Raw genomic sequence first — 24,413 nt, 5'->3', positions numbered from 1 at the left:
GGGGGGGTTCGGGGGGGTCCGCGCCTGCACTCTCTCCCCACACCGTTGTGGCTCTCCGTGGTGGGCGTGGTGCTGGGCTGCCCCACTCCCCCCCCCCCCGCGGCCGTACGGCCAGCTCCTGCGCCCGGGCCCAGGCGAGCAGTTCCTCCCCGCGCCCGGGCACCGCCCGCGCCTCCCACATCAGCGCGACCGTCACGAGTAGAGGTTCTCCTTGCTGACCTCGTGCACATGGTCGTGGGAGTGGCCGGTGCCCGGCACATGCGGATCGGTCACCGGCAGCGAGGAGTCCGCCGACAGGTCCCAGCTGGACGCGGCCCGGTTGCGGGCCACCATCTCCGCGCCCAGCGCCGCCACCATCGCGCCGTTGTCCGTGCACAACTTCGGCCGCGGCACCCGCAGTCGGATACCGGCCGCCTCGCAGCGCTCCTGCGCCATCGCCCGCAGCCGGGTGTTGGCGGCCACGCCGCCGCCGATCATCAGGTGGTCGACGCCCTCGTCCTTGCAGGCGCGGACCGCCTTGCGGGTCAGGACATCCACGACCGCCTCCTGGAAGGAGGCCGCCACATCACGCACCGGCACCTCCTCCCCCGCCGCCCGCTTGGCCTCGATCCAGCGGGCCACCGCCGTCTTCAGCCCCGAGAAGGAGAAGTCGTACGCCGGGTCGCGCGGGCCCGTCAGTCCGCGCGGGAAGGCGATGGCGTCCGGGTCGCCCTCACGGGCGTAGCGGTCGATGACCGGGCCGCCGGGGAAGCCGAGGTTCAGCACCCGGGCGATCTTGTCGAAGGCCTCGCCGGCCGCGTCGTCGATGGTCGCGCCGAGCGGCCGTACGTCCGAGGTGATGTCGGTCGACAGCAGCAGCGACGAGTGGCCGCCGGACACCAGCAGCGCCATCGTCGGCTCCGGCAGCGCCCCGTGCTCCAGCTGGTCCACGCAGATGTGCGAGGCGAGGTGGTTGACGCCGTAGAGCGGCTTGCCCAGCGCGTAGGCGTACGCCTTCGCCGCCGATACGCCGACCAGCAGCGCGCCCGCGAGTCCCGGACCGGCGGTCACCGCGATGCCGTCCAGGTCCCGCGCGCTCACCCCCGCTTCCTTCAGCGCGCGGTCGATGGTCGGGACCATCGCCTCCAGATGGGCCCGTGAGGCGACTTCCGGCACGACGCCGCCGAAGCGGGCGTGCTCGTCGACGCTGGAGGCGACGGCGTCGGCGAGCAGCGTGGTGCCGCGGACGATGCCGACGCCGGTCTCGTCACAGGAGGTCTCGATGCCGAGGACGAGGGGAACGTCGCGCGAGTCAGTCATTGGTCTCGGTTCCTTGTACGGAAGGTGAACCCGCGGCGGTGCCGCTGTTGGATTTCGTGGTCAGTCGCATCACCAGGGCGTCCACGTTCCCCGGCTGGTAGTAGCCGCGCCGGAAGCCGATGGCCTCGAAGCCGAAGCGCTCGTAGAGCTTCTGCGCGCGGACGTTGTCCACACGGCACTCCAGCATCACCTCGGCGCACTCGAAGTCGGTCGCGGCGCGCAGCAGTTCGGTGAGCAGATTCGCGCCGAGCCCGGTCCCCCAGTGGTCGCGGGAGACGGCGATGGTCTGGATGTCGGCCAGGTCCCCGGCGGAGGCGAGTCCGGCGTAGCCCACGAGCCGTCCGCCGTCCTCGGCCACGAGATAGCGCCGGGTCGCCTCGGGCCCGCGCGAGTGGGCCAGTTCGGACCAGAACATGCCCCGGGACCAGGCGTCCTCGGGGAAGAGGTCCTTCTCCAGCTCCAGCACGGGGTCGATGTCCCACCAGCGCATTTCGCGCAACACCGCTGTCACCTGTGTCACTTGGGGGTGACCACCTTGTAGTTCTTGGGGACCTGGGCGTCGGGCCGGCGCAGATACAGCGGCCGGGGCGCGGGCAGTTCCTCCCCGGCCGCCAGCCGCTCGGCGGCCAGCGCGGCGAGCGCCGCCGCCGACACATGCTCGGGCTCATGGGCTCCGGGGAAGGTGTCGGGGTACAGCAGCGCGCCCGCGCCGACGGCGGGCAGCCCGGCGACCTGGTCGGCGATGTCGGCGGGACGGTCGACCGCCGGGTCGGTCAGCCGGGTGCGGGAGTCGGCGTACCGCGCCCAGTAGACCTCCTTGCGGCGGGCGTCGGTCGCGACGACGAAGGGGCCCTTCGCGATGTCGGCGGCGTAGGCGAGGCCGTCCAGCGTGCACACGCCGTGCACGGGGACGCCGAGGACGAGCCCGAAGGTGTCGGCGGTCATGAGACCGACGCGCAGCCCGGTGTAGGGGCCGGGTCCGATGCCTACGACGATGCCGGTGACGGCGTCGAGTTTCACGTCGGCCTCGGCGAGGACCCGGTCGACGGCCGGCAGCAGCAGCTCGCCGTGCCGGCGCGCGTCCACCTGGCTCGACGAGGCGATGACGTCCGTACCGTCGTGCAGCGCGACGGTGACGGCGGGGGTGGCGGTATCCAGAGCGAGCAAGAGCACGCAAACAGCCTACGGCGCCCGGAGCGCAGGAAGCGCCGCCCCGGTCGGGCGCTTGACGACTGCTACGGTCGGCCTGGATCAATACGTAGATCTAGACATATGACGCGAACGTGGAGGTGGCGAGGGTGGCAGGCAGCAGCTCCGGATTCGTGGCGGCACTGACCGTGGCGGCCCTCGCGACGGTCGGTTTCCTCGGCTACCAGGCCTCGGCGACCGTCCCGGCCGACCTGTCCGCGCCCCGCACGAGCGGCTCGCCCGCGGTGAGCGCCGCCAAGAAACCCCGTGACGGCAAGGAGCGGGCCGCGCTGCCCGCCGGATCCGGTACGGGGGTACGGGTCGTGTACTCGATGGGCGGGGACCGGGTGTGGCTGGTCGGCGAGGGCGACACGGTCAAGCGCACGTTCCGCGTGACCCCCGGATCGGTCGACCCGGCGCCGGGCGTCTACGCGGTCACGTCCCGCTCCAACACGATCACCGGCAGCGACGGCGCCCCCGTCGAGCACGTGGTCCGCTTCACCAGCGTCGAGGGCATCACCATCGGCTTCAGCGCGGCCGTCGACGGCTCGACGCTCCCGCCCAACCCGTCGGTGAAAACGGGCGGCATCCGCGAGTCCCGAACAGACGGCACCGCGATGTGGGACTTCGCGACGATCGGCAGAGCGGTAGCGGTGATCCCTTGAGCAGACGGTTCGGCAGCGTCCCCAAGGGGCGCGGGGAACTGCGCGACCAGCCACAACGGCGCAGCAGCCGACCAACAACCGACGACGCTCACGCCGCCTCGCGGTGCCGCTCCACCGACAGTCCGGCGTCCGGCTCACGCGGCGGAGTGGAGATCGCGTTCGCGGCCACACCGGCAGCCAGCAGATCACGCATCGACACCCCGGCAACCGGCGCATACGGCCGCGGGCGAACCTCGCTCTGCGAAGCCGTCGTCTCCGACTTCTCCGATGCCGACATGGACGCCTCCTGGGGCCGGGGGCGGACGTAGTTAGGTAGACCTAACCACGGACTGGCTACCATGTGACCACGCGCAAGACCACGAATGCAACATTTTGCCGACGTCTTGTCGGAATGTTCACCGGCGCCGATCAGCCGGACAGCACGCGCCGCTCAGCCGGACAGCCCCCACCGCTCACGCGGACAGCACGCTGAGATCCACCGCGGCCCACCGCTCCCCCAGCCCGGTGACCGTCACATGCCGCACCTCGTCCGTCGTGTCCCCGACGGCCCGATGGATCACGACCTGCAACCGCTGCTCGGTGAGCTCCTCGACCTTGCCCTCGCCCCACTCCACGACGATCACCGACTCGGGCAGCGAGACGTCGAGATCGAGGTCCTCCATCTCGTCCAGGCCGCCGGACAGCCGGTACGCGTCGACGTGCACGAGCGGCGGCCCGTCCCCGAGGGAGGGATGCACACGGGCGATCACGAAGGTCGGCGACGTGACCGCACCTCTGACCCCCATGCCCTCGCCGAGCCCCCGCGTCAGCGTCGTCTTGCCCGCGCCGAGCTCCCCGCTGAGCATCAGGAGGTCGCCGGCGCGCAGCAGCTTTGCGAGGCGGCGGCCCAGTTCCCGCATCTGGTCGGGAGAAGTGACGGTGAGCTCGATGTCACCCGCGTTGTGCGGTGCTGCTGGTGCTTCCATAGCCACTTACGGTAGCCCCTGCCGGCACGGCACCCGCCCGGGTGAGCAGGTCGGCCAGCCGGTCGGTGACCACTTCGGGGTGCTCCAGCATCACCAGGTGCCCGGCGTCCGGCACGAGCACCAGTTCGGCGTCCGGCAGCAGGTCGGCGATGGCCTCGCTGTGCTCGCTGGGCGTGACGAGGTCGCCCACCCCGGCCAGCACGAGCACCGGCATGTCGGTGAAGTGGGCGAGCGCCTCGGTCTTGTCGTGGTCGGTGAAGGCCGGGTAGAACTCCGCGACGACGTCGATCGGCGTCCCCTCGATCATCCGCTCGGCGAACCGGGCGACGGCCGGGTCGACGTCCCGGGACGAGAACGAGTACCGCTTGATGATCCCCGCGAACAGGTCGGCGGTGGCCCGGCGCCCCCGCTCCACCAGATCGGCCCGCTGCCCCAGCGCCTTGAGCACGCCCGGCAGCACGCGCCGCACCGCGTTCACTCCCGCGACGGGCAGCCCGAAGTTGACTTCGCCGAGCTTCCCGGACGACGTACCGACGAGGGCGGTGGCGACGACCCGGTCGCCGATCAGCTCCGGGAACTGGTCGGCCAGCGCCATGACGGTCATCCCGCCCATGGAGTGCCCGACCAGCACGAGCGGCCCCTCGGGCGCGGCCGCGTCGATGACGGCCTTCAGGTCGCGCCCGAGCTGCTCGATGTCGACGTGTGTGCCCTCCTGCGTCTGCGCGACGCCCCGCCCGGACCGGCCGTGGCTGCGCTGGTCCCAGTGCACGGTGCGCACGACGCCCCGGAGCGCGGCGCGCTGGAAGTGCCAGGAGTCCTGGTTGAGGCAGTAGCCGTGGCTGAAGACGACGGTGACGGGGGCCGGCGCCTTGCGGCCGAAGAGCCGTCGGCGGCGCGGGGTGAGGGCGGGAGCGGCCTCGGGGTCGATGTCGTCGACCTCGTAGTACAGCTCGGTGCCGTCGTCGGCGTACGCCTTGCCGGGTGTGCCGCGCAGTGAGCCGTACGGTCCGGCCGAGTCCAGGGCGAGGCGGGCCTTCTGCCGCATGCCGCGGCCCACCGTCATTCGCTCTATGGCGACGCCCGCGGCCGCCCCTGCCGCGATCACGCCTATCGCCGCACCGGCGAAGCCGGTGGCCCTGCGCCAGTTCGCGGCCGCCCCCGTGGCGGAGGCGACGGCCGCGACGGCCTCCGCGCTGCTCTCGCTCACGTACCGCTCCTCTTCGCTGGGTAATGCTGGGTGCTGCTCTGTGGTGCCGGTGTTCCAGTGGTTCGGTGGTGGTTCGGTCGTGGTTCGGTGGTCCGGTGCGGTGCCCGGTACGGGTAACCCGTCTCGTTACCAGTTCACATAACCGCATCCGGGCGGACGCATCACATTGCCCTCGTCACATAGCCGCGTCACGAAGACGCATCACATGGCCGCATCCCTATAGACGCGCGGAACGCGCGTTCCGATCCGGGTGACGATTTCGTACGCGATGGTTCCCGCGGCCTGCGCCCAGTCCTCGGCGGTGGGCTCGCCGCGGTCGCCGGGCCCGAACAGTACGGCCTCCGCGCCCGGCTCGGGCTCGTCACCGCCCAGGTCGACGACGAACTGGTCCATCGCGATCCGCCCCGCGACCGTCCGCCACTTGCCGCCGACCAGGACGGGCCCGGCGCCGGAGGCGTGCCGCGGGATGCCGTCGGCGTAGCCGAGGGGGACGAGGCCGAGGGTGGTCTCGCCCGGGGTGACATAGCGATGCCCGTAACTGACACCGTGCCCGCCCGGCACATGCTTGACCAGTGCGACGGACGCCGAGAGCGTCATCACCGGCCGCAGCCCGAAGTCGGCGGGGCCGCCCAGCTCGGGGCTGGGCGAGATGCCGTAGGTCGCGATCCCGGTGCGCACCAGGTCGAAGTGGCTCTCCGGAAGGGTGAGCGTGGCGGGCGAGTTGGCGATGTGCCGCACCTCGGGCCGCGCGCCCTGTCCCTCGGCGTACGCGACCATTTCCCGGAATCGGTCGAGCTGGGCGGCGATGGACGGATGCCCCGGCTCGTCGGCGCAGGCGAAGTGCGACCAGAGCCCGGTGATCCGGATCAGCCCCTCGGCCTCGGCCAGCAGGGCCGCACGGACCAACTCGGCCCAGTCCTCACCCGGCTGGCAGCCGCCCCGACCGAGCCCGGTGTCGGCCTTGAGCTGCACGCGCGCGGGGGCACCGGCCTGCCGGGCGGCGTCGGTGACCTCGCGCAGGGCCCACATCCCGCTCACCGAGACGTCGAGGTCGGCCTCGATGGCCTCCCGCCAGGGCCCGCCCGGCGTCCACAGCCAGCACATGATCCGTACGCCGTGCAGCCCGGCGGCCCGCAGGACGAGGGCCTCCTCGGGCGTGGCCGTGCCCAGCCAGTCGGCGCCCGCCTCGACGGCCGCTCGGGCACACCGGACCGCCCCGTGGCCGTACGCGTCCGACTTCACGACGGCCATCAGGGCCGCGCCCCGCGCATGGGCGCGCAGGGTCCGCACATTGGCCCGCAGGGCGGCCAGATCGATCTCGGCGCGGGCTCGCAGGGGCGCGGTCCGCAGGGCTGCTGTTTCTGTCATCGCGCCCCCAGTGTCTCAGAGGGGTCCGACAACGCCTCCGCGCCGGGCGCCATGACCTGTCCCTCCGGTGTCCTACTCCTCCACCTTGCGCCCCCACGAATACACCCGGTCGCCCTTCTTCAGCACCCGCCACAGCTGCCGTGCGTCGTGCAGGGTCATGTTGACGCAGCCCATCGATCCGACGGGGGTGAAGATGTTGCCGTAGATCCCGTGGAAGGCCTGGCCCCCGCTGAAGAACTGGGAGTACGGCATGGGGCTCTTGTACAGCGTCGACACATGGTTCTTGTGCCGCCAGTAGACCGCGTGCCAGCCGGTCCGCGTCCCGTACCCCTCCCGCCCGCTCCGGATGAACACGGGCCCGAAGACGACGTCCTTGCTGTCCTGCACCCAGGCCAGCTGCCGGTCGAGGTCGACACAGGCGACCCGGTAGGGACGCACCGGGCACTTCTTGGCGGCGTTCGGGTTCTTCTGGGCGGTGACGAGCTGCATGGTGGCCCAAGTCACAGGCCCGGCGTATCCGATGGCGGGCTTGATCCGGTGCTTCTTCTGGAACTTGCGGATGGCCCGGCAGTCGCCGGCCGACTGCTCCCCGTCCGCCGTCCGCTTCAGCCACCGCTCGACCTGCGTCTGCCGGGGGCCCGTCTCCTCGCTGCACTTCACGCCGCCTAGGGCGTCGATGGGGTCGACCTCCTCGTTGAGGTCGTACGCCCCCTCCGGCGGGTCCTGGGGCTCGACGGCGTCCTCCTCGCTGCTGGGCTTGTACACCTTCGGCGGCAGCGCCTGGTCGGGCGTGTCCATCTGCTGCCAGAGCGGAAGCAGGTTGTTCAGGGGGAGGCCGGGCACGAGCCCGGCGACCTGCGACCCGGAAGCCGGAGGTACGGGCTCCGCCTGCGGCTCGGCAGCCGAGGCGGTGGGGTCGGCCTGGGGCCTGGAAGCCGAAGCCGCGGGGGCGCTCTGAGTCCCGGAAGCCGAGGTCTCGGGCTCGGCCTTGGTCCCGGAAGCCGTGGCCTCGGGCTCGGCCTGCGGCCCGGAAGCCGGGGGTACGGGGTCCACCGGGTCCGCCGTGGCGTTGCCGACGGGCAGCAGGGCGGCCCCGGCCAGCAGCACGGCGATGCTCCGACATGCGATACGTCCGCTGATCATGGCCACAGGGAAACGTGAGGGCCTGCCGCGTGGGAGGTGCCGCGCGGCGGGGTCACTCTTTTGAGCACCCATCTTTTGAGGACCCATAGGGTGCTCGGCATGAGCATCATCGGGGTCGGTATCGACGTGGCCGAGATCGACAGGTTCGGGGCGGCACTGGAGCGCACACCCGGTCTGGCGGACCGGCTGTTCCTGGAGAGCGAGTTGACGCTGCCCAGCGGCGAACGCCGGGGCGTCGCCTCACTGGCGGCCCGTTTCGCGGCGAAGGAGGCCCTAGCCAAGTCGCTGGGCGCACCGGCGGGCCTGCTCTGGACGGACGCCGAGGTCTACGTCGAGGACAGCGGCCGTCCGCGCCTGCGGGTGACCGGGACGGTGGCGGCGCGGGCGGCCGAACTGGGCGTCCGGTCCTGGCACGTGTCGCTGAGCCATGACGCCGGGGTGGCGTCGGCGGTGGTGGTGGCGGAGGGCTGAGCCACGAGGGCTGGGGGCCGGCGAGTTTGGCAAAGGCACGGCAAAGCCTCGATGGAGGCGACGCGTCTCGCCTCGTACGGGAGACTCGAACGCATGCGGACTGCGTACGGCGTGGAGACGGTAAGGGCGGCCGAGCGGGAGCTGATGGCACGGCTCCCCGACGGTGCGCTGATGCAGCGGGCGGCGGCCGGACTCGCCGCCGCCTGCGCGGATCTGCTGGGCCGGGTGTACGGCAGCCGCGTCGTCCTCCTGATCGGCAGCGGCGACAACGGCGGCGACGCCCTGTACGCCGGGGCCCGACTGGCCAGGCGCGGAGCGGGAGTCACGGCGGTGCTGCTGACACCGGAGCGGGCGCACACCGGCGGCCTCGCGGCGCTGCGCCGGGCGGGCGGCCGCTCGGCCGGCGTCGACGCGGCCGAGGACCTGATCGAGCGCGCGGACCTGGTGGTGGACGGCATCGTCGGCATCGGCGGCAAGGGCGGGCTACGGCCGGAGGCGGCACCGTTGGCCGAGGCGGCCGACCGGGCCGGGGCGGCCGTGGTCGCCGTGGACCTGCCGAGCGGCGTGGACGTGGACACGGGCGAGGTGCGCGGCACCGCGGTGCGGGCCGACCTCACGGTCACCTTCGGCACCCACAAGCCGGGGCTGCTGATCGATCCGGCGCGGGAGTACGCCGGTGTGGTGCGGCTGGTGGACATCGGCCTGGAGCTGCCGTCCGGGGCGACCGAGCTGGAGGCGCTCCAACACGCGGACGTGGCAAGGCTGTTGCCATTGCCCGCGGCGGACACGGACAAGTACCGGCGCGGAGTCGTGGGCATCGCCGCGGGTTCGGCCCGCTATCCGGGCGCGGCCGTACTGGCCGTGGCCGGGGCGCTGCGGGGCGGCGCCGGGGCCGTGCGGTACGTCGGTCCGGCCGCGGACGCGGTGATCGCCCGGTTCCCCGAGACGCTGGTGTCGGACCGGGGGCCGAAGAAGGCGGGCCGCGTGCAGGCGTGGGTCGTCGGCCCGGGCGCCGGGGACGACGCGGCGACGGTGGCGGAGGTGCTGGCGACGGACGTACCGGTGCTGATCGACGCGGACGGGCTGCGGCTGGCGGACGCGGAGGCGGTACGGGGCCGTACGGCACCGACCCTGATGACCCCGCACGCCGGGGAGGCGGCGGCGCTGCTCGGTGTCTCCCGCGAGGAGGTCGAGGGGGCCCGGCTGGCTTCGGTGCGGGAGCTGGCGGCGCGCTATGCGGCGACCGTGCTGTTGAAGGGGTCGACGACACTGGTGGCCGACGCCGGGGGCACGGGCCCGGTCCGGGTGAACCCGACGGGCACGTCATGGCTGGCCACGGCAGGCAGCGGGGACGTGCTGTCGGGGTTGGCGGGATCACTGCTGGCGGCGGGGCTGCGCGCGGTGGACGCCGCGAGCGTGGCGGCGTATCTCCACGGCCTCTCGGCGAGATTCGCGGCGGACGGGGCGCCGGTGGGGGCGCATGACGTGGCCGAGGGGATTCCGGGGGCTTGGCGGGATGTACGGGGCTGATCGATGGGCGGGGCCGAGGAGAGCACGGGGTCACAGCAGCCGCGGTGTTGCCTGAGGGCAATCGTCGTAGGAGCGGGCATTGGCGGACTGGCCGCAACGCTCAGCCTGCGCCGCGCCGGTGTCGACGTGACCCTGGTCGAGCAGACGCCCCGCTTCACCGAGGTCGGCGCCGGAATCCAGCTCGCGCCCAACGCGACGCGGGTGCTGCGCCGGCTGGGCGTCCTGGACGCGGTCGCCGCACAGGCCGCCCACCCCGCCCACGTCAGCTTCCGCACCTGGTCGGACGGATCGGAGATCTGCCGCTACGCGCTGGGCCGCGAGGCCGCGGACGAGTTCGGGGCGCCGTACCTGGTCGTCCACCGAGCCGATCTGCACCGGGCGCTGGCCGCGGCGGTACCGCCCGAGTCGGTGCGCCTGGGCACGACGGTCGTAGGAATCGACCAGGACGACGACTCCGCCCATGTGACGACGGCGACCGGCGAGCGCCTGACGGCGGACCTGGTGGTGGCCGCCGACGGCATCCGCTCCTCGGCCCGCCAGTGGCTGTTCGGCAAGGACGAGGCGGTGTTCTCCGGAACCGCCGCCTACCGGGCCCTTCTCCCCGCCGACGAAGTGGCCGACCTGGACCTCCCCCCGCTGGCCGCCTGGCTGGGCCCGGACCGCCACTTCGTCCACTACTGGGTCCGACGCGGCGAACTGCTCAACGTGGTGGCCGTGTTCAGCACGGAAGCGGCCGCACAGGAGTCATGGACGGCACAGGCGGAACCCGGCGAACAACTACGCCAGTTCACGGGCTGGGACTCCCGGGTCCTGAAGGTCCTGCGGCGCGCGGGCCAGGTATTCCGCTACGGCATCTACACCCGCACGCCCCTCACCCACTGGAACGTCGGCCGCGTGACCCTCCTCGGCGACAGCGCCCACGCGATGGTCCCGTTCCAGGCGCAGGGCGCGGCCCAGGCGATCCTGGACGCGGCGGTGCTCGGCGACGTCCTGGCGGACGCGACTCCGGGCGGCGTTCCCGACGCCCTGGACCGCTACGTCCGCCGACGGCTGGCAGGCGCCACGAGCATGCAGGCCCGTTCAGCACAGGCAGGCAGCGAATTCCACTTGCCGGACGGCCCGGAGGCACAGGCCCGGAACGCCCGAATGTCAGCCCACGCGGCCGAGCACAGGTTCATGCCTCAGGCGACGGCGTGGAGGACGGACGTGCTGGAGGAGAAGCAGGAGCTATGAGCGGCGCATCTCAGGCCTCTCCAGAACCAGCACCCGGAAGGTCCGGATCCTCGGCGAACAGGTCCTCGGCCCGCTCGACCGTACGGGAACGCTCCAGCCAGGCATCCATGCGAACGAGATCAGTGCAACTGGTGACGCGCTCACGCACACTGTCCGGCACAGCGATGCCACGCACCTCCAGCACGAGCAGGATTCCTTCGGCCTTGCCTTCGACCTTGCCCTTGGCCTCACCGTCGGCCACGCCTTCCAGGTAGGCCGTCTCACGGACCGTCCCCCGACCGGGGAAGTAGCTGACGAACGTCGACATGATTGCCTTCCATTTCTCTCCGGCTGGAGTATTGCCCAGGGTGACTTCGAGGAAGTCGAAGAAGTACTTGGCGGTGGCAGGGTCGGTTTCCAGGAGTTCCTGAAGGGCGCTGCTGATGGCCTCCAGTATGGCGTCGCCGTCGCGGCTACGGGCGTGTGCCAGGGCGGAGAGCACGGCCAGTGGGAGGTTCTTCGCCACGGTCCGGGCGTCGGTGATCACCGGTAGGTTGTCCGGCCCGGCGACCAGCGGATACGTCCGCATAGCCGTCCAGCCGCTCGTACCGCAGTCGAAGGGACCGGCCGCCCACTTGGCCGTGGCCCGGTCCTGACAGACGACGAGAAGCAGCACGGGCAGTGCGTACTTCGCCTGGAGGTAGCCGATGTAGTACGCCCAACTCCACTCCTTGCCGGCGACCTTGCCCGACTGTGACTCGACTGCAAGCAGAAAGTCCTCACCGTCGGACGGGCCGATGCGCAGCACGGTGTCCACGCGACGTTCCAGCGGCCGGGCTTCCGTCACGTCCGTGGTGACGGCGTCCACCGTCGCCTTCGCGGATAACGGGACACCCAGCACCCCGAAGACGGGAGCCAGGACCTCGGGCCGCTCCTGAAAGATGCGGTGCATGCCCTCGTGAGCTGATGTGACCATGTGTGCAACCTTGATGACTTGATGGACCGAAGATCCAGAAGATCGGGATACGTTCACTCTTTCGAGCAGCGAGCAAACGTTCACGCCGCCGAAGTCAGCTCGCACCACACGTACTTGCTCCGGGTTCCATGCCTGGTCAGCGGCTGCCAGCCCCACAGATCGGCACACGCCCGCACCAGCTCCAGCCCCCGCCCCTCCTCCGCCTCCCCGAGCTTCTCCAACTCCTGCGGCGGCTGAGGCGGTTCGGGATCGGCATCCCACGCCCCGATCCGCAGCACACCGGCCGACCAGCGCACCCGCAGGGCCGCGGGGCCTTTGGTGTGGCGTACGGCGTTGGCGACCAGCTCGGTCGCGAGAAGTTCGGCAGTGTCCACGATGCCGATGAGGCCGTGCATGGTGAGGATGAGGCGGAGGGTGCGGCGGGAGACGGTGACGGATCGGACGTCGTTCGGGATGTAGAGCGTGTACTCCCAGGGTTCCGTTTCAGGCATGCGTGAACTCCGTTCGGGTGTAAGGGAGTTGTGCGGTGGCAGTGCCGCGGCCGTCACGGCAGGACGGGGCGGTGCGCTTCCGCTATGTATGCGCTACATCACCGACGGTAGGGGATAATGTTTCGGTCGAGCAAGCCGGTCGCGTAATCTGACCCCGAACGAGTCACGCTTTCAACCGCGGTGCACCAAGGAGCAGTTGATGACGACCAGGCGCGAACCAACAGCACGCCAGATGCGCCTGGCGGTCGAGTTGCGCAGGCTTCGCGATGCGGCCGGACTCAGCGCGCGCCAAGCGGCAGCACTGCTCGGCGTGAACGCCGTCCAGATCAGCCACATCGAGTCCGGCCTCTCGGGAGTGAGCGAGGAACGACTTCGCCGTCTCGCATCGCACTACGCCTGCACGGACGAGGAGTTCCTTGACGCCCTGGTCGCCATGGCCACGGACCGCACGCGCGGCTGGTGGGAGGAGTACCGAGGGCTGCTACCCACGTCATTCCTGGACCTCGCGGAACTGGAACACCACGCCACATCCATGCGCGAGGTAGCGGTCCTGTACGTTCCGGGTTTGCTGCAGACGGAGGACTACGCCCGCAGCGTCTTTTCCGCCAGGGTGCCCGAACTCACCGACGAGGAACTTGAGTTGCGCCTGCAGCACCGAATGCGGCGCCAACAGACCACCACCCCTTATGAGCTGGTGATCCACGAGTGCGCCCTGCGCATCAGAGTCAGCGACCGGGCCGCCTCCCAGGCTCAACTCGTCAAACTCGTGGAACTGTCCGAATCCGACAACATCACCGTGCGTGTCATCCCGTTCGACCTGGACGGTTTCAACAGGGCAGCCAGCACCATGACGTACGTGGACGGTCCGCTCCCCAAACTGGACACCGTCGTGCGCGACGTACCCCACGGCTCGGCCTTCATCGACTCCGAAGCCCAGCTCAGCGCCTTTCGAACGCGCTTCCGTAAAGTGGAAGCTGTGTCCCTCGACCCGGAACGGTCGCGTGACTTCATCAACCGGCTGGCGAAAGAGCTGTGAGACACCCGATGGACAACTGGCGGAAGTCGTCCTACTCAGGCCCTGACGATGGCAACGCCTGCGTAGAGATCGCGAACTCGGACCACCACGTCGCCGTCCGCGACACAAAGGCCCCGGTCAGGGCAACCCTCACCTTCCCGACCGGAGCCTTCGCAGCCTTCCTCGACGGCGTGAAGAACGACTACTCCACCGTCACCGACTTGGCCAAGTTCCGAGGCTGATCCACCTCGTTCCCCCGAGCCGTGGCCAGCTCACAAGCGAACACCTGCAACGGCACCGTGGCCACAAGCGGCTGAAGCAGCGTCGGCGTGGCCGGAATCCGAATCAGGTGATCCGCATACGGCACCACCGCCTCGTCCCCCTCCTCCGCGATGACGATGGTCCGCGCACCCCTCGCCCTGATCTCCTGGATGTTGGAGACGATCTTGTCGTGCAGTACGGAGCGCCCCCGAGGCGAGGGAACGACCACGACGACCGGCAGATCGTCCTCGATGAGGGCGATGGGCCCATGCTTCAACTCGCCCGCGGCAAAGCCCTCGGCGTGCATATAGGCGAGTTCCTTGAGCTTGAGCGCGCCCTCCAGCGCCACCGGATACCCCACATGCCGCCCGAGGAAGAGCACCGTGCCCTTGTGCGCGAGCGACCGCGCCAGCGCCCGCACCGGCTCCATGGTCTCCAGCACCCGCTCGACATCGCCTCCGATATCCGCCAGATCCCGAATCACGGCATGGATCTCGTCCCCCCACTTGGTGCCCCGCACCTGCCCCAGATACAGGGCGACGAGATAGCAGGCCACGAGCTGTGTCAGGAACGCCTTGGTGGACGCAACCGCGACCTCCGGCCCAGCATGCGTGTAAAGCACCGCATCCGACTCACGCGGAATGGTCGACCCGTTCGTGTTGCAGATGGCCAGCACCTTGGAGCCCTGCTCACGGGCGTGCCGTAGCGCCATGAGGGTGTCCATCGTCTCCCCGGACTGGGAGATGGCGATGACGAGCGAGCGCGCACCCAGGATCGGATCCCGGTACCGGAACTCACTGGCCAGTTCCACCTCGCACGGAATCCGGGTCCAGTGCTCGATGGCGTACTTGGCGATCAACCCGGCGTGGAAGGCGGTGCCGCAGGCGACGATGACGACCTTGTCGACCTCCCGCAGCTCGGAGGCGCTGATCCGCACCTCGTCCAGCGTCAGTGAGCCACCGGCGTCGATACGTCCGAGCAAGGTGTCGGCGACAGCTTTGGGCTGCTCCGCGATCTCCTTGAGCATGAAGTAGTCATAGCCCCCCTTTTCCGCGGCGGCGGCATCCCAGTCGATCCGATACGGCCGCACATCCGCCGGCCGCCCGTCGAACCCGGTGACCGTCACCCCGTCGCGCCGCAGCTCGACGACCTGGTCCTGCCCCAGCTCGATCGCCGACCGCGTGTGGTCGATGAACGCGGCGACGTCCGAGGCGAGAAAGGCCTCACCCTCCCCAACGCCCACCACGAGCGGCGAGTTCCGCCGAGCCCCGACCACCACGTCGGGCTCGTCGGCATGTACGGCGACGAGCGTGAACGCCCCCTCCAGCCGACGGCAGACAAGCCGCATGGCCTCGGCGAGATCGGCGCAGCCGGAGAACTCCTCGGCCAGCAGATGCGCGACCACCTCGGTGTCGGTCTCGGAGGCCAGCTCATGCCCGCGCTCCGCCAACTCGGCCCGCAGTGCGGCGAAGTTCTCGATGATCCCGTTGTGCACGACGGCAACGCGCCCGGCGTTGTCGAGATGCGGATGGGCGTTGCGGTCCGTGGGCCCCCCGTGCGTGGCCCACCGCGTATGCCCGATCCCGGTGCTCCCGCTCGGCAGCGGCCGGTCCGCGAGCTCCTTCTCCAGATTCCCCAGCTTCCCGGCCTTCTTGGCGCCGGCCAGCCCCCCGTCCGCCAGGACGGAGACCCCCGCCGAGTCATACCCCCGGTACTCCAGCCGCTTGAGCCCGGCCATCACGATCTCAAGCGCCGACTGCGACCCCACGTATCCCACGATTCCGCACATGCGGGGCAGCCTACGACCGAACCTTGCCCAAAACCCGATCGAGAACGGCCGCAGCGTGCCCGATTTCGGAAATTCTCGGCCCACTCGGAGTGGTCGAGCCGGGGGTCAGGTCTTCGCCCGATAAGCCCGCATGGCCACCGGATAGAACACCACCGCGATCCCCGCGGCCCACACCAAGGACCACATCACCGGCTCGGCCACGGCCCCGCCCAGCAGCAACCCCCGGAACGCGTCCGACAGATGCGTCACCGGATTCACGTCGCTCCACGCCTGCAACCACCCCGGCATGGTGTTCACGTCGACGAACGCGCTGCTGGTGAAGGTGATCGGGAAGATGATGGTGAAGGCGAAGGCCTGCACCTTCTCCGAGTCCCCGGCGAGCATCCCGATCAGCACCGCGCACCACGAGACCGCCGCCGCGAACACCACCACCAGCAGCGTCCCGAGCAGGAACCCGTCCAGCCCGCCGGTGATCCGGAAGCCGAGCAGCAGGCCGAGGCCGATCATCAGCAGCAGGGCCCAGACATGCTTGGCGAGGTCCGCGGTGATGCGGCCGATGAGCGGGGCCGAGCGGGCGATCGGCAGGCTGCGCAGCCGGTCGAAGACGCCCTTGGTGAGGTCGGTGTTGAGCGCCATGGCCGTGTACATCGTCATGAACAGGGTGTTCTGCACGATGATCCCGGGCAACGCGTACTTCAGATACGCCTCGGGCGACCCGGCCATCTGCCCGCCCAGCACATAGGTGAACAGGAACACGAACATGATCGGCGTAATGCTGTAGTCGACCAGTTCCAGCGGGTTGTGCTTGACCGCGACCAGACTCCGCCAGGCCATCGTGAACGTCTGCCGCGTCCCGTCGAGCGCCCGCACCCGGCCCGACGCGGTGGCCGGCGCCGTAACGGTCGTCACCGCGGCGGTCATGACCGGCTCACCGCCTTCTGAAGCTCGCTGGCGCCGTCGCCGTCGCCCTCGTCCTCCCGGACGGCCGCGCCCCCGTCGCCCTCCGGCGCCCCGGGCTCGGCACGGTGACCGGTCAGCGCGAGGAACACCTCGTCGAGCGACGAACGCCGCAGCGCGAGCTCCCCCACCGCGATCCCCTCCCGGTCCAGCGCCCGTACGACCGCCGGCATCAGCTCGGGATCCTTCACCGGCGCGGTGATCATCTCCCCCTCGATCCGGGCCTGCGCACCGGCGGCCCCCGCCACCAGCAGATGGGCCCGCGCGAGGTCCTCCCCCAGCACCGGCCGCAGCTCCAGCACCTGCCCTCCGACCTGGGACTTCAACTGGTCCGGAGTGCCCTCGGCGATCACCCGCCCCTTGTCGATCACCACGATGTCGTCGGCCAGCACATCGGCCTCGTTCAGATACTGCGTGGTCAGCAGCGCCGTGGCGCCGTCCGCGACCAGCCCCCGCAGCAGATCCCACAGTTCGCCCCGGCTGTGCGGGTCGAGGCCGGTCGTCGGCTCGTCGAGGAAGAGGATGCTGGGCCGGCCCACCAGGCTCGCCGCCAGGTCCAGCCTCCTGCGCATACCGCCGGAGAAGGTCTTCACGGCCCGCCCGGCCGCGTCCGTCAGCTGAAACCGCTCCAGCAACTCACCCGCCCGAGCCCTGGCCTGCCTCCTCGGCAATCCCAGCAACCGCCCGATGAGCAGCAGGTTCTCCGTTCCGGTCAGGTTCTCGTCCACCGCCGCGTACTGCCCGGTCAGCCCCACCATGGCGCGTACGACCCCGGCCTCCCGGACCACGTCGTGCCCGGCCACCCGGGCCCGGCCGGCATCGGGCCGGAGCAGCGTCGCGAAGATCCGTACCGCGGTCGTCTTCCCCGCCCCGTTGGGCCCCAGCAGTCCGAGCACCGAGCCCTTGCGGGCCCCGAGATCGACACCGGCCAGCGCCTCGGTCTCCTTGAACCGTTTGACCAGACCTTCCGCCTCTATCGCATACGTCATGGGTCACCCCTCGGGGGTTCGGACCGGCGGGCCCCGGCCCGGGCCCACCTCTCCGACAACTGTGACGCACAGCACTGACATTCCCCGCCTTGTCCCGCTTCCTCCCGAAATTGAACGAGACCGGGACCCGCGTGACGGATCCCACCTCACCGTCTGTTCGTACTCCCGTAACAATGGACTGTGATCTCTCCGGTCTCCTCGATGCCCCGGAGCGCCCACCGGCAGCGGCCGGAGGCGACTCCCTACGTCGACCTCACCCGCGCCGAGTGGAGCGCGCTGCGCGACAAGACCCCTCTGCCGCTCACCGCGGAGGAGGTCGAGAAGCTGCGCGGCCTCGGCGATGTCATCGACCTCGACGAGGTGCGGGACATCTACCTCCCGCTCTCCCGCCTGCTCAACCTCTACGTCGGTGCCACCGACGGCCTCAGAGGCGCCCTGAACACCTTCCTCGGCGAACAGGGATCCCAGTCCGGCACCCCGTTCGTCATAGGAGTCGCCGGCTCGGTCGCCGTGGGAAAGTCCACGGTCGCCCGCCTCCTCCAGGCCCTGCTCTCCCGCTGGCCCGAGCACCCGCGCGTCGAGCTGGTCACCACGGACGGCTTCCTGCTGCCCACCAAGGAGCTCCAAGCCCGCGGCCTGATGTCGAGGAAAGGATTCCCCGAGTCCTTCGACCGCCGCGCGCTCACCCGTTTCGTCGCCGACATCAAGGCGGGCAAGGACGAGGTCACCGCCCCCGTCTACTCCCACCTGATCTACGACATCGTCCCGGACAAGAAGCTCACGGTCCGCCGCCCCGACATCCTGATCGTCGAGGGCCTGAACGTCCTGCAGCCCGCCCTCCCCGGCAAGGACGGCCGCACCCGGGTCGGCCTCGCCGACTACTTCGACTTCAGCGTGTACGTCGACGCCCGCACCGAGGACATCGAGACCTGGTACCTCAACCGCTTCAAGCGGCTGCGCGAGACCGCCTTCCAGAACCCGTCCTCCTACTTCCGCAAGTACACCCAGGTGTCCGAGGAGGAGGCCCTCGACTACGCCCGCACGATGTGGCGCACCATCAACAAGCCCAACCTGGTGGAGAACATCGCCCCCACCCGCGGCCGGGCCACCCTCGTCGTACGCAAGGGCCCGGACCACAAGGTGCAACGCCTGAGCCTGCGCAAGCTGTAGGGCCGTAAGAGGCGTCTGTTAGAAAGCCGTCATGCTGCATCTGCGCCTGATCACGCCCAGCGACCGGACGGACGACGTGGTCCGCCTGATCGAGAAGACGGTCGGCACCACGCACCTCGTCGTGCTGCCGGACGCCGCCCGCAACCCCTCCGGGGATGTCGTCCTGTGCGACGTCGCACGCGAGGCGGGCGACGAACTCCTCACCGGACTACAGCGGTTGGGCATCGAGGACCACGGCTCCATCGCCGTCGAGAACATCGACCTGTCCCTGTCCAAGCGCGCCGACAAGGCCGAGGACGAGGCACCCGGCGAGGGCGCGGACGCGGTGCTGTGGGAGCACCTCGCGGACGCGACGCACGAGGAGTCGACCCTCTCCATCACCTACGTCGCCTTCATCACGCTGGCCACGATGATCGCGGCCTGCGGCGTCGTACTCGACAACGCGATCCTGATCGTCGGCGCGATGGCGGTCGGCCCGGAGTTCGGACCGCTGGCGGGCATCTGCACCGCCGTAGTGCAACGGGCGCCCCGCCTGGCGCTGCGCTCGCTGATCGCCCTGCTGGTGGGCTTCGCCGTGGCGATGGCGGTGACGGTGGGCTTCAGCTACTTCATGGACGCCGTCGGCCTGTTCACCGAGGCCAAACTGGAGGCCGACCGGCCCAACACCGGCTTCATCTACGCCCCCGACTGGTTCTCCTTCGTCGTCGCGGTCCTCGCCGGCGCCGCGGGCACGCTGTCCCTGACATCCGCCAAGTCCGGCGCCCTGGTCGGCGTCGCCATCTCGGTGACGACGGTCCCGGCCGCCGCGAACGCGGCCGTGGCCCTGATCTACGGCGACGCGAAACAGACCTGGCTCTCAACCGGCCAGCTGCTGCTGAATCTGCTGGGCATCATCCTCGCCGGCACGCTCACGCTCCTGGCCCAGAAGTGGATGTGGGCCAGACAGCGCGAACGTTCGGCGAGGACGGGCAGCGCCTAGAAGCGCCGTTCGCAGTCCGCGGCGATGCTGTCACCGACGTCACGGAACACCGTGTCGGCGCCGCCGTCACAGGTCACCGTGTCGCCGGGCGCGCCGTCACTCACGCCGATGGTGTCGTTGCCGCCACCGGTCGCCACGGTGTCGGTGCCCGTGCCGGCGTCGACGACGGTACGAAGCGCGAGGCTCGACTGGAAGCTGTCGTTCAGGTCGCCCATCCCGATCGAGATACTCCCGACGGTGGCGACGGCGCCGCAGTCGGCGCTGGTGGCGGACACCCGGACGCACCCCGGCCCGAGCGCGACGCCCGAGGTGTCCGTGAGGATCAGCCGACCGCCGGAGACACTGGCCGACATCTGGTTCTGCGCACCCGCACGCGCACTGAGGTAGGCGCCGCCGAAGAGGCGGAACGCGGTGGAGCCGGGGGTCTGGGCCGCGGCCGGCGTGGCGAGGGCGGTGACGACGAGACCGGCGGCCAGAACCGGACCGACTGCTCGCTTCAGATTTCTGCTGCTCGCGATCTTCATACTGCTGTCTCACTTCCGTCGAGGCAGGGCGCCAGGCAGAGCCCCCCTCGACGAAAGTGAAACAACCAGCGATCAGACACGCACTCTTTGTTACGTACGTCGAGTGACGGTCGAGTGATGTCCGAGGTCCCGCGGGACTAACCCAGCGCCGACTTCACCACATCGGCCAGCCGTCCGGCGACCGACCGGGCCTGGTCGATGTCGGCGGCCTCGACCATCACCCGCACCAGCGGCTCGGTCCCGGACGACCGCAGCAACACCCGCCCCGTGGACCCGAGTTCCCGCTCCGCCTCGGCGACCGCCGTCGCAAGCTCTCCGGACGTCTTCACCCGCGCCTTGTCCACGTCCGGCACATTGATCAGCACCTGCGGCAGCCGCTCCATGACGGAGGCGAGGTCCTTGAGCGTACGACCGGTCTGCGCGACCCGAGCCGCCAGCAGCAGCCCGGTCAACGTACCGTCACCGGTGGTCGCGTGATCAAGGATGATCACGTGCCCGGACTGCTCGCCGCCCAGGGCGTACCCGCGCTCCTTCATCTCCTCCAGCACATACCGGTCACCGACCGCGGTCTGCACCAGCGCGATGCCCTCACGCTCCATGGCCAGCTTGAAGCCGAGGTTGGACATCACGGTCGCCACCACGGTGTCGGACCGCAGCTCGGCCCGCTCCCGCATGGCCAGCGCGAGCACGGCCAGGATCTGGTCGCCGTCCACCTCCTCGCCGGTGTGATCCACGGCGAGGCACCGGTCGGCGTCCCCGTCATGCGCGATACCGAGAGCCGCGCCGTGCTCGACGACGGCGGCCTTCAGCAGCCCCAGATGGGTCGACCCGCACCCGTCGTTGATGTTGAGCCCGTCCGGCTCGGCCCCGATGGTGATGACCTCGGCCCCGGCCCGCGAGAAGGCCTCCGGCGAAACACCGGCCGCGGCGCCGTGCGCCTCGTCGAGGACGATCTTCACCCCGTCGAGCCGGTTCGGAAGGACACTCAGCAGATGCTCGACGTACTGCCCGAACCCTTCCCCGTACGACCGCACCCGCCCGACAGCCGCCCCCGTCGGCCGCTGCCACGGCTCACCGTGCCGATGCTCGTCGTAGACGGTCTCGATACGGTCCTCCAGCTCGTCGGCGAGCTTGTGACCGCCGCGGGCGAAGAACTTGATGCCGTTGTCGGGCATGGCGTTGTGGCTGGCGGAGAGCATGACGCCGAGGTCGGCGCCGAGCGAGCCGGTGAGATACGCCACGGCGGGCGTCGGCAGCACACCGACGAGCAGCACATCGACACCCGCGCTGGCCAGGCCCGCCACCACGGCGGCCTCCAGGAACTCCCCGGACGCACGCGGGTCCCGTCCGACCACCGCGGTCGGCCGGTGGCCCTCGAAGGTGCCCGCCTCGGCCAGTACGTGCGCCGCCGCCACGGAGAGACCGAGCGCCATCTCGGCCGTCAGATCCGCGTTGGCGACGCCGCGCACGCCGTCCGTGCCGAAGAGTCGTCCCACTTGTCCTCCTGAGGAAACATCAGTTCCGAGAAGCGGAGCCGGCGTGCGTGTTGCGCCGCCGGAGGCTCCCGCCTCCCAGGCATTCCATGCCGGGGCATCGGATCACACAAGCCTTTGAACGTCTTGTGCCGTTATACGCCCGAGCCCGGGGATAAAACGAACGCCCCGGCGGCACTGTGGCGTGCCGCCGGGGCGTTCGGAGTACCGGAGTACCAGCAGAGGCAGCTTGCGCTTAGCGCTTGCTGTACTGCGGGGCCTTGCGGGCCTTCTTCAGACCGGCCTTCTTGCGCTCGACCGCACGGTCGTCGCGCTTGAGGAAGCCGGCCTTCTTCAGCGGGCCGCGGTTGTTGTCGACGTCGGCCTCGTTCAGCGCACGGGCGACACCGAGACGCAGCGCGCCGGCCTGGCCGGAGACACCGCCACCGGCGATACGGGCGATGACGTCGTAGCGGCCTTCGAGCTCAAGAACCTTGAACGGCTCGTTGACCTCCTGCTGGTGCACCTTGTTGGGGAAGTAGTCCTCAAGGGTGCGGCCGTTGATCTTCCACTTGCCGGTGCCCGGAACGATCCGGACGCGGGCGATGGCGTTCTTGCGGCGGCCCAGGCCCGCGGCGGGCTGGGGCTCACCGAAACGCGAGGCGAGGGACTCGGAGGTGTACTCACCCTCCACCGGAACCTCGGACTCGGTGGTGTAGCTGTCAATGTCGACGAGCTCAGTCTCTTCGACCGGCTGCTCAACGGTGGTCTCGGCCACGATTCTCCTCAGATTCTCTTCAGTCTTAGGGGGTGGCCGGACTTACTGCGCGACCTGGGTGATCTCGTACGGCTGCGGCTGCTGCGCGCCGTGCGGGTGCTGGTCACCCTTGTAGACCTTCAGCTTCGAGAGCATCTGACGGCCCAGCGTGTTCTTGGGGAGCATGCCCTTGACGGCCTTCTCGATGGCCTTCTCGGGGTTCTTGTCGAGGAGCTCGTCGTAGCGGACGGAGCGCAGACCACCCGGGTAGCCGGAGTGGCGGTACGCCATCTTCTGGGTCCGCTTGTTGCCGGAGAGGTGCACCTTGTCGGCGTTGATGATGATGACGAAGTCACCGGTGTCGACGTGGGGCGCGTAGATCGGCTTGTGCTTGCCGCGCAGGATGGAAGCGGCGGTGCTGGCGAGACGACCCAGGACGACGTCCTGAGCGTCAATGACGTGCCACTGGCGAGTCACATCGCCGGGCTTAGGGCTGTACGTACGCACTTCGCAGCCTTCTTCTTCAGTGGATGGGTGCTGACACATGGCATCACTGAAGCGATCGTGCAGCTGGGGACGACAATGCCGGGGACGCTGCCCGTATGCCGCCCACTGGTAACTGCTCCAGGGAACCTAGGTAGAGGCCACTCCCGTGAGAATGAGCGAGCCAATACACAATGAACACGCAGGATACCTGCGGCGCCACGGCCGGGTCAAAACGGGTTGCCCTGGGACGCCCCCTGCTGTCTCCCCCCAGCGCAACCGCCCGTCCCGGACATCACGGCCACGAGCCCCCGCCCCGGCCCCGCCGAGTGACCGACGTCATTCCCGCGCCCCGCGGTCCGGCGGCAGTGTGCGGCCAGCGTCACCGCCAGCACGCACAGCGTCACGGCGTCCCGGAAGGCCCGCCGCTCCCCCGCCTCCAGATACGGCCAGGTCACCCCCGCCAGCTGCGGCACCAGCGCCAGCCAGAACCAGGGCTCCCGGGCCACCGAGCCCGCCTCAAGCGCCCCGCCCAGCAGCAGCGGCACGACAACCAGCAGATAGTGGTCGTACGACGGCCTGGAGACCAGGAACGCCGAGAGCATCAGCATCGCCGCGGTCTCCGAAAGCCTCAGCGGCCCGCCGCCCCCACGCCGCCACCGCAGATACGCACACCCCACCCCCGCCGCCGCCGCGACCATCCCGATCCCACCGGCCACAGCCACCGGCACCCCCACCCGCGGCAGCACGGCAACCGGCGACGCCTCGTACAGCCGCACAAACCCGTCGTCGCCCCGCAACAGAAACGGCAGCGTCCGCGTGAGAAACCCCGCAGGGTCCGGCAGCACCAGCGCCGCCCCCACGGACGCCACCACCGGCACCCCGGCCATCACCCCCGCCGCCCGCCACCGCCCCGCGAACACGAACAGCAAGCCCACCGGCGCCAGCAACGGCTTCAACGCGACCGCCGCCCCGAGCACCGCTCCCGCCGCCACCCACCGCCCCCGCCCGGCCAGCAGCAACCCCAACGGCAGGGCGAGCGCAGCCGTGGCCGTCCAGTTCCCCAGCAGAACGAGGTGCGCGAACGGCGCGAACCCGACCGCCGGCCCGATCAGACCGAGAGCCGCGAAGCGGCTGCGCAGGGCCACACCGTGCAGCCGCAGCGCGCAGACCCAGCCCCCCACCAGACACCCGACCACCCCCACCGGCACCAGCACACCGAGCACCCCCGGCGGAACCAGCACCTGAGGAACTGCCGCCAGCACCGCACTCGGCAAATAGAGGAAGTGGGGGTCGTCATACGGCGAACTCCCCGCCAGCCAGCCCCGCGCCGCCCGCACGACGATGGCGTTGTCCATCCCCCCGTCCGAGGTCACACGCGCGGTACGCCCCGCGAGCGCCCCCAGCACGGCCACGACCACCACCCACAGATGCCAGGTCGCCCGCCGTACCAACCACCCGGAGATGTCGCTTTTGTGCTCGCTCATCAACTGAACGCTAGG

Annotated in this window: 26 protein-coding genes and 1 pseudogene; 8 read left to right on the top strand and 19 right to left on the bottom strand. The window is 70.3% G+C overall.

The window, feature by feature from the left end; genetic code table 11:
* From ACFWYS_RS01360 to tsaB, 4 genes and pseudogenes are all read right to left on the bottom strand, one after another.
* Positions 1-196, bottom strand: a pseudogene (locus ACFWYS_RS01360) (hypothetical protein); the annotation flags it as partial.
* On the bottom strand, positions 193-1,299 hold the full coding sequence (tsaD, locus tag ACFWYS_RS01355) for a tRNA (adenosine(37)-N6)-threonylcarbamoyltransferase complex transferase subunit TsaD (protein ID WP_384761914.1): 1,107 nt from the start codon (positions 1,297-1,299) through the stop codon (positions 193-195). The pseudogene ACFWYS_RS01360 and the gene tsaD, both read right to left, overlap by 4 nt.
* Positions 1,292-1,789: a ribosomal protein S18-alanine N-acetyltransferase gene (gene rimI / locus ACFWYS_RS01350; RefSeq protein ID WP_384762222.1), complete on the bottom strand. Its 498-nt coding sequence runs from the start codon at positions 1,787-1,789 to the stop codon at positions 1,292-1,294. The genes tsaD and rimI overlap by 8 nt, the downstream gene beginning before the upstream one ends.
* Positions 1,790-1,815: 26 nt before the next feature.
* On the bottom strand, positions 1,816-2,472 hold the full coding sequence (tsaB, locus tag ACFWYS_RS01345; RefSeq protein ID WP_384761912.1) for a tRNA (adenosine(37)-N6)-threonylcarbamoyltransferase complex dimerization subunit type 1 TsaB: 657 nt from the start codon (positions 2,470-2,472) through the stop codon (positions 1,816-1,818).
* Between the two features lie 125 nt (positions 2,473-2,597).
* On the opposite strand from tsaB, the gene ACFWYS_RS01340 reads away from it, so the two are divergent.
* Positions 2,598-3,152: a hypothetical protein gene (locus ACFWYS_RS01340; RefSeq protein WP_384761910.1), complete on the top strand. Its 555-nt coding sequence runs from the start codon at positions 2,598-2,600 to the stop codon at positions 3,150-3,152.
* An 88-nt stretch (positions 3,153-3,240) separates the two neighbouring features.
* Here ACFWYS_RS01340 and ACFWYS_RS01335 read toward each other — a convergent pair whose 3' ends face one another.
* The 5 genes from ACFWYS_RS01335 to ACFWYS_RS01315 form a co-directional block, all read right to left on the bottom strand.
* Positions 3,241-3,429 (bottom strand): hypothetical protein, encoded by a 189-nt coding sequence (locus tag ACFWYS_RS01335; RefSeq protein ID WP_384761908.1) that lies wholly within the window; start codon positions 3,427-3,429, stop codon positions 3,241-3,243.
* A 175-nt stretch (positions 3,430-3,604) separates the two neighbouring features.
* Positions 3,605-4,117: a tRNA (adenosine(37)-N6)-threonylcarbamoyltransferase complex ATPase subunit type 1 TsaE gene (gene tsaE, locus ACFWYS_RS01330; RefSeq protein ID WP_272112692.1), complete on the bottom strand. Its 513-nt coding sequence runs from the start codon at positions 4,115-4,117 to the stop codon at positions 3,605-3,607.
* Positions 4,083-5,324, bottom strand: coding sequence for an alpha/beta fold hydrolase (locus ACFWYS_RS01325; protein ID WP_384761905.1), 1,242 nt, complete (start codon positions 5,322-5,324; stop codon positions 4,083-4,085). Before ACFWYS_RS01325 ends, tsaE begins: the two co-directional genes overlap by 35 nt.
* Positions 5,325-5,525: 201 nt before the next feature.
* Entirely contained in the window at positions 5,526-6,692 is a 1,167-nt protein-coding gene (gene alr, locus ACFWYS_RS01320; protein ID WP_384761903.1) for an alanine racemase, read from the bottom strand.
* Positions 6,693-6,764: 72 nt separating this feature from the next.
* The gene (locus tag ACFWYS_RS01315; RefSeq protein ID WP_384761901.1) at positions 6,765-7,835 is read right to left on the bottom strand and encodes a L,D-transpeptidase family protein; all 1,071 of its coding nucleotides are present in this window, start codon (positions 7,833-7,835) and stop codon (positions 6,765-6,767) included.
* 99 nt (positions 7,836-7,934) lie between these two features.
* Between ACFWYS_RS01315 and ACFWYS_RS01310 the strand changes: the two genes are divergently transcribed.
* The 3 genes from ACFWYS_RS01310 to ACFWYS_RS01300 all read left to right on the top strand — a co-directional run bounded on the left by ACFWYS_RS01310 (position 7,935) and on the right by ACFWYS_RS01300 (position 11,069).
* Entirely contained in the window at positions 7,935-8,306 is a 372-nt protein-coding gene (locus ACFWYS_RS01310) for a holo-ACP synthase (RefSeq protein WP_384761899.1), read from the top strand.
* A gap of 93 nt (positions 8,307-8,399) precedes the next feature.
* On the top strand, positions 8,400-9,836 hold the full coding sequence (locus ACFWYS_RS01305) for an NAD(P)H-hydrate dehydratase (protein WP_384761897.1): 1,437 nt from the start codon (positions 8,400-8,402) through the stop codon (positions 9,834-9,836).
* 51 nt (positions 9,837-9,887) lie between these two features.
* Positions 9,888-11,069 carry an FAD-dependent monooxygenase gene (locus ACFWYS_RS01300; protein ID WP_384762220.1) on the top strand — a complete coding sequence of 394 codons (1,182 nt, stop codon included), beginning with the start codon at positions 9,888-9,890 and terminating at the stop codon, positions 11,067-11,069.
* Between the two features lie 10 nt (positions 11,070-11,079).
* Here the strand turns inward: ACFWYS_RS01300 and ACFWYS_RS01295 are convergent, their stop codons facing one another.
* On the bottom strand, positions 11,080-12,024 hold the full coding sequence (locus ACFWYS_RS01295; protein WP_384761895.1) for a hypothetical protein: 945 nt from the start codon (positions 12,022-12,024) through the stop codon (positions 11,080-11,082).
* Between the two features lie 80 nt (positions 12,025-12,104).
* Entirely contained in the window at positions 12,105-12,515 is a 411-nt protein-coding gene (locus ACFWYS_RS01290) for an ATP-binding protein (RefSeq protein WP_384761893.1), read from the bottom strand.
* Positions 12,516-12,714: 199 nt separating this feature from the next.
* On the opposite strand from ACFWYS_RS01290, the gene ACFWYS_RS01285 reads away from it, so the two are divergent.
* Complete coding sequence (locus tag ACFWYS_RS01285) at positions 12,715-13,551, top strand: helix-turn-helix domain-containing protein (protein WP_384761891.1); 837 nt, start codon at positions 12,715-12,717, stop codon at positions 13,549-13,551.
* Positions 13,552-13,559: 8 nt separating this feature from the next.
* Positions 13,560-13,772, top strand: a complete 213-nt coding sequence (locus tag ACFWYS_RS01280; RefSeq protein ID WP_384761889.1) for a DUF397 domain-containing protein — start codon at positions 13,560-13,562, stop codon at positions 13,770-13,772.
* On the opposite strand, the gene glmS is transcribed toward ACFWYS_RS01280, so the two are convergent.
* From glmS to ACFWYS_RS01265, 3 genes are all read right to left on the bottom strand, one after another.
* On the bottom strand, positions 13,733-15,580 hold the full coding sequence (gene glmS, locus ACFWYS_RS01275) for a glutamine--fructose-6-phosphate transaminase (isomerizing) (RefSeq protein ID WP_384761887.1): 1,848 nt from the start codon (positions 15,578-15,580) through the stop codon (positions 13,733-13,735). The two genes, ACFWYS_RS01280 and glmS, sit on opposite strands and share 40 nt — an antisense overlap.
* A 105-nt stretch (positions 15,581-15,685) precedes the next feature.
* Positions 15,686-16,501, bottom strand: a complete 816-nt coding sequence (locus tag ACFWYS_RS01270) for an ABC transporter permease (RefSeq protein WP_384761885.1) — start codon at positions 16,499-16,501, stop codon at positions 15,686-15,688.
* Positions 16,498-17,526 (bottom strand): ATP-binding cassette domain-containing protein, encoded by a 1,029-nt coding sequence (locus tag ACFWYS_RS01265; protein WP_384761883.1) that lies wholly within the window; start codon positions 17,524-17,526, stop codon positions 16,498-16,500. The genes ACFWYS_RS01270 and ACFWYS_RS01265 overlap by 4 nt, the downstream gene beginning before the upstream one ends.
* A 201-nt stretch (positions 17,527-17,727) precedes the next feature.
* Here ACFWYS_RS01265 and coaA point away from each other — a divergent pair, with 201 nt between their 5' ends.
* A complete protein-coding gene (gene coaA / locus ACFWYS_RS01260) occupies positions 17,728-18,696 on the top strand; it encodes a type I pantothenate kinase (RefSeq protein WP_384761881.1) in 969 nt (322 codons plus the stop codon).
* A 31-nt stretch (positions 18,697-18,727) separates the two neighbouring features.
* On the top strand, positions 18,728-19,675 hold the full coding sequence (locus ACFWYS_RS01255) for a DUF389 domain-containing protein (protein WP_384761879.1): 948 nt from the start codon (positions 18,728-18,730) through the stop codon (positions 19,673-19,675).
* Here the strand turns inward: ACFWYS_RS01255 and ACFWYS_RS01250 are convergent.
* The 5 genes from ACFWYS_RS01250 to ACFWYS_RS01230 form a co-directional block, all read right to left on the bottom strand.
* Positions 19,672-20,199, bottom strand: a complete 528-nt coding sequence (locus ACFWYS_RS01250; protein ID WP_384761877.1) for a hypothetical protein — start codon at positions 20,197-20,199, stop codon at positions 19,672-19,674. The genes ACFWYS_RS01255 and ACFWYS_RS01250 overlap by 4 nt on opposite strands.
* A 137-nt stretch (positions 20,200-20,336) precedes the next feature.
* Complete coding sequence (gene glmM, locus ACFWYS_RS01245; RefSeq protein ID WP_384761876.1) at positions 20,337-21,695, bottom strand: phosphoglucosamine mutase; 1,359 nt, start codon at positions 21,693-21,695, stop codon at positions 20,337-20,339.
* Positions 21,696-21,927: 232 nt separating this feature from the next.
* Positions 21,928-22,449 (bottom strand): 30S ribosomal protein S9, encoded by a 522-nt coding sequence (rpsI, locus tag ACFWYS_RS01240; RefSeq protein ID WP_030950653.1) that lies wholly within the window; start codon positions 22,447-22,449, stop codon positions 21,928-21,930.
* 42 nt (positions 22,450-22,491) lie between these two features.
* Complete coding sequence (gene rplM, locus ACFWYS_RS01235) at positions 22,492-22,935, bottom strand: 50S ribosomal protein L13 (protein WP_030046395.1); 444 nt, start codon at positions 22,933-22,935, stop codon at positions 22,492-22,494.
* Positions 22,936-23,141: 206 nt separating this feature from the next.
* Positions 23,142-24,398 carry a glycosyltransferase 87 family protein gene (locus ACFWYS_RS01230; protein WP_384761873.1) on the bottom strand — a complete coding sequence of 419 codons (1,257 nt, stop codon included), beginning with the start codon at positions 24,396-24,398 and terminating at the stop codon, positions 23,142-23,144.
* Between the last annotated feature and the right edge of the window lie 15 nt (positions 24,399-24,413).

This window comes from Streptomyces sp. NPDC059010 (genome assembly GCF_042740355.1).
Lineage (GTDB): Bacteria > Actinomycetota > Actinomycetes > Streptomycetales > Streptomycetaceae > Streptomyces.
The sequence above is the reverse complement of the archived record's forward strand: the minus strand, read 5'-3'. Positions and strand labels throughout refer to the sequence as shown.

Bases quoted from the DNA above. Each gene is read 5' to 3' on its own strand.
- coaA (WP_384761881.1), top strand. From the start codon at position 17,728: ATGCCCCGGAGCGCCCACCGGCAGCGGCCGGAGGCGACTCCCTACGTC.
- ACFWYS_RS01315 (WP_384761901.1), bottom strand. From the start codon at position 7,835: ATGATCAGCGGACGTATCGCATGTCGGAGCATCGCCGTGCTGCTGGCC.
- rimI (WP_384762222.1), bottom strand. From the start codon at position 1,789: ATGCGCTGGTGGGACATCGACCCCGTGCTGGAGCTGGAGAAGGACCTC.
- tsaD (WP_384761914.1), bottom strand. From the start codon at position 1,299: ATGACTGACTCGCGCGACGTTCCCCTCGTCCTCGGCATCGAGACCTCC.
- ACFWYS_RS01295 (WP_384761895.1), bottom strand. From the start codon at position 12,024: ATGGTCACATCAGCTCACGAGGGCATGCACCGCATCTTTCAGGAGCGG.
- tsaE (WP_272112692.1), bottom strand. From the start codon at position 4,117: ATGGAAGCACCAGCAGCACCGCACAACGCGGGTGACATCGAGCTCACC.
- ACFWYS_RS01305 (WP_384761897.1), top strand. From the start codon at position 8,400: ATGCGGACTGCGTACGGCGTGGAGACGGTAAGGGCGGCCGAGCGGGAG.
- ACFWYS_RS01280 (WP_384761889.1), top strand. From the start codon at position 13,560: ATGGACAACTGGCGGAAGTCGTCCTACTCAGGCCCTGACGATGGCAAC.
- ACFWYS_RS01255 (WP_384761879.1), top strand. From the start codon at position 18,728: ATGCTGCATCTGCGCCTGATCACGCCCAGCGACCGGACGGACGACGTG.
- ACFWYS_RS01265 (WP_384761883.1), bottom strand. From the start codon at position 17,526: ATGACGTATGCGATAGAGGCGGAAGGTCTGGTCAAACGGTTCAAGGAG.
- glmS (WP_384761887.1), bottom strand. From the start codon at position 15,580: ATGTGCGGAATCGTGGGATACGTGGGGTCGCAGTCGGCGCTTGAGATC.
- ACFWYS_RS01310 (WP_384761899.1), top strand. From the start codon at position 7,935: ATGAGCATCATCGGGGTCGGTATCGACGTGGCCGAGATCGACAGGTTC.
- ACFWYS_RS01335 (WP_384761908.1), bottom strand. From the start codon at position 3,429: ATGTCGGCATCGGAGAAGTCGGAGACGACGGCTTCGCAGAGCGAGGTT.
- ACFWYS_RS01270 (WP_384761885.1), bottom strand. From the start codon at position 16,501: ATGACCGCCGCGGTGACGACCGTTACGGCGCCGGCCACCGCGTCGGGC.
- ACFWYS_RS01290 (WP_384761893.1), bottom strand. From the start codon at position 12,515: ATGCCTGAAACGGAACCCTGGGAGTACACGCTCTACATCCCGAACGAC.
- ACFWYS_RS01250 (WP_384761877.1), bottom strand. From the start codon at position 20,199: ATGAAGATCGCGAGCAGCAGAAATCTGAAGCGAGCAGTCGGTCCGGTT.
- ACFWYS_RS01230 (WP_384761873.1), bottom strand. From the start codon at position 24,398: ATGAGCGAGCACAAAAGCGACATCTCCGGGTGGTTGGTACGGCGGGCG.
- alr (WP_384761903.1), bottom strand. From the start codon at position 6,692: ATGACAGAAACAGCAGCCCTGCGGACCGCGCCCCTGCGAGCCCGCGCC.
- ACFWYS_RS01285 (WP_384761891.1), top strand. From the start codon at position 12,715: ATGACGACCAGGCGCGAACCAACAGCACGCCAGATGCGCCTGGCGGTC.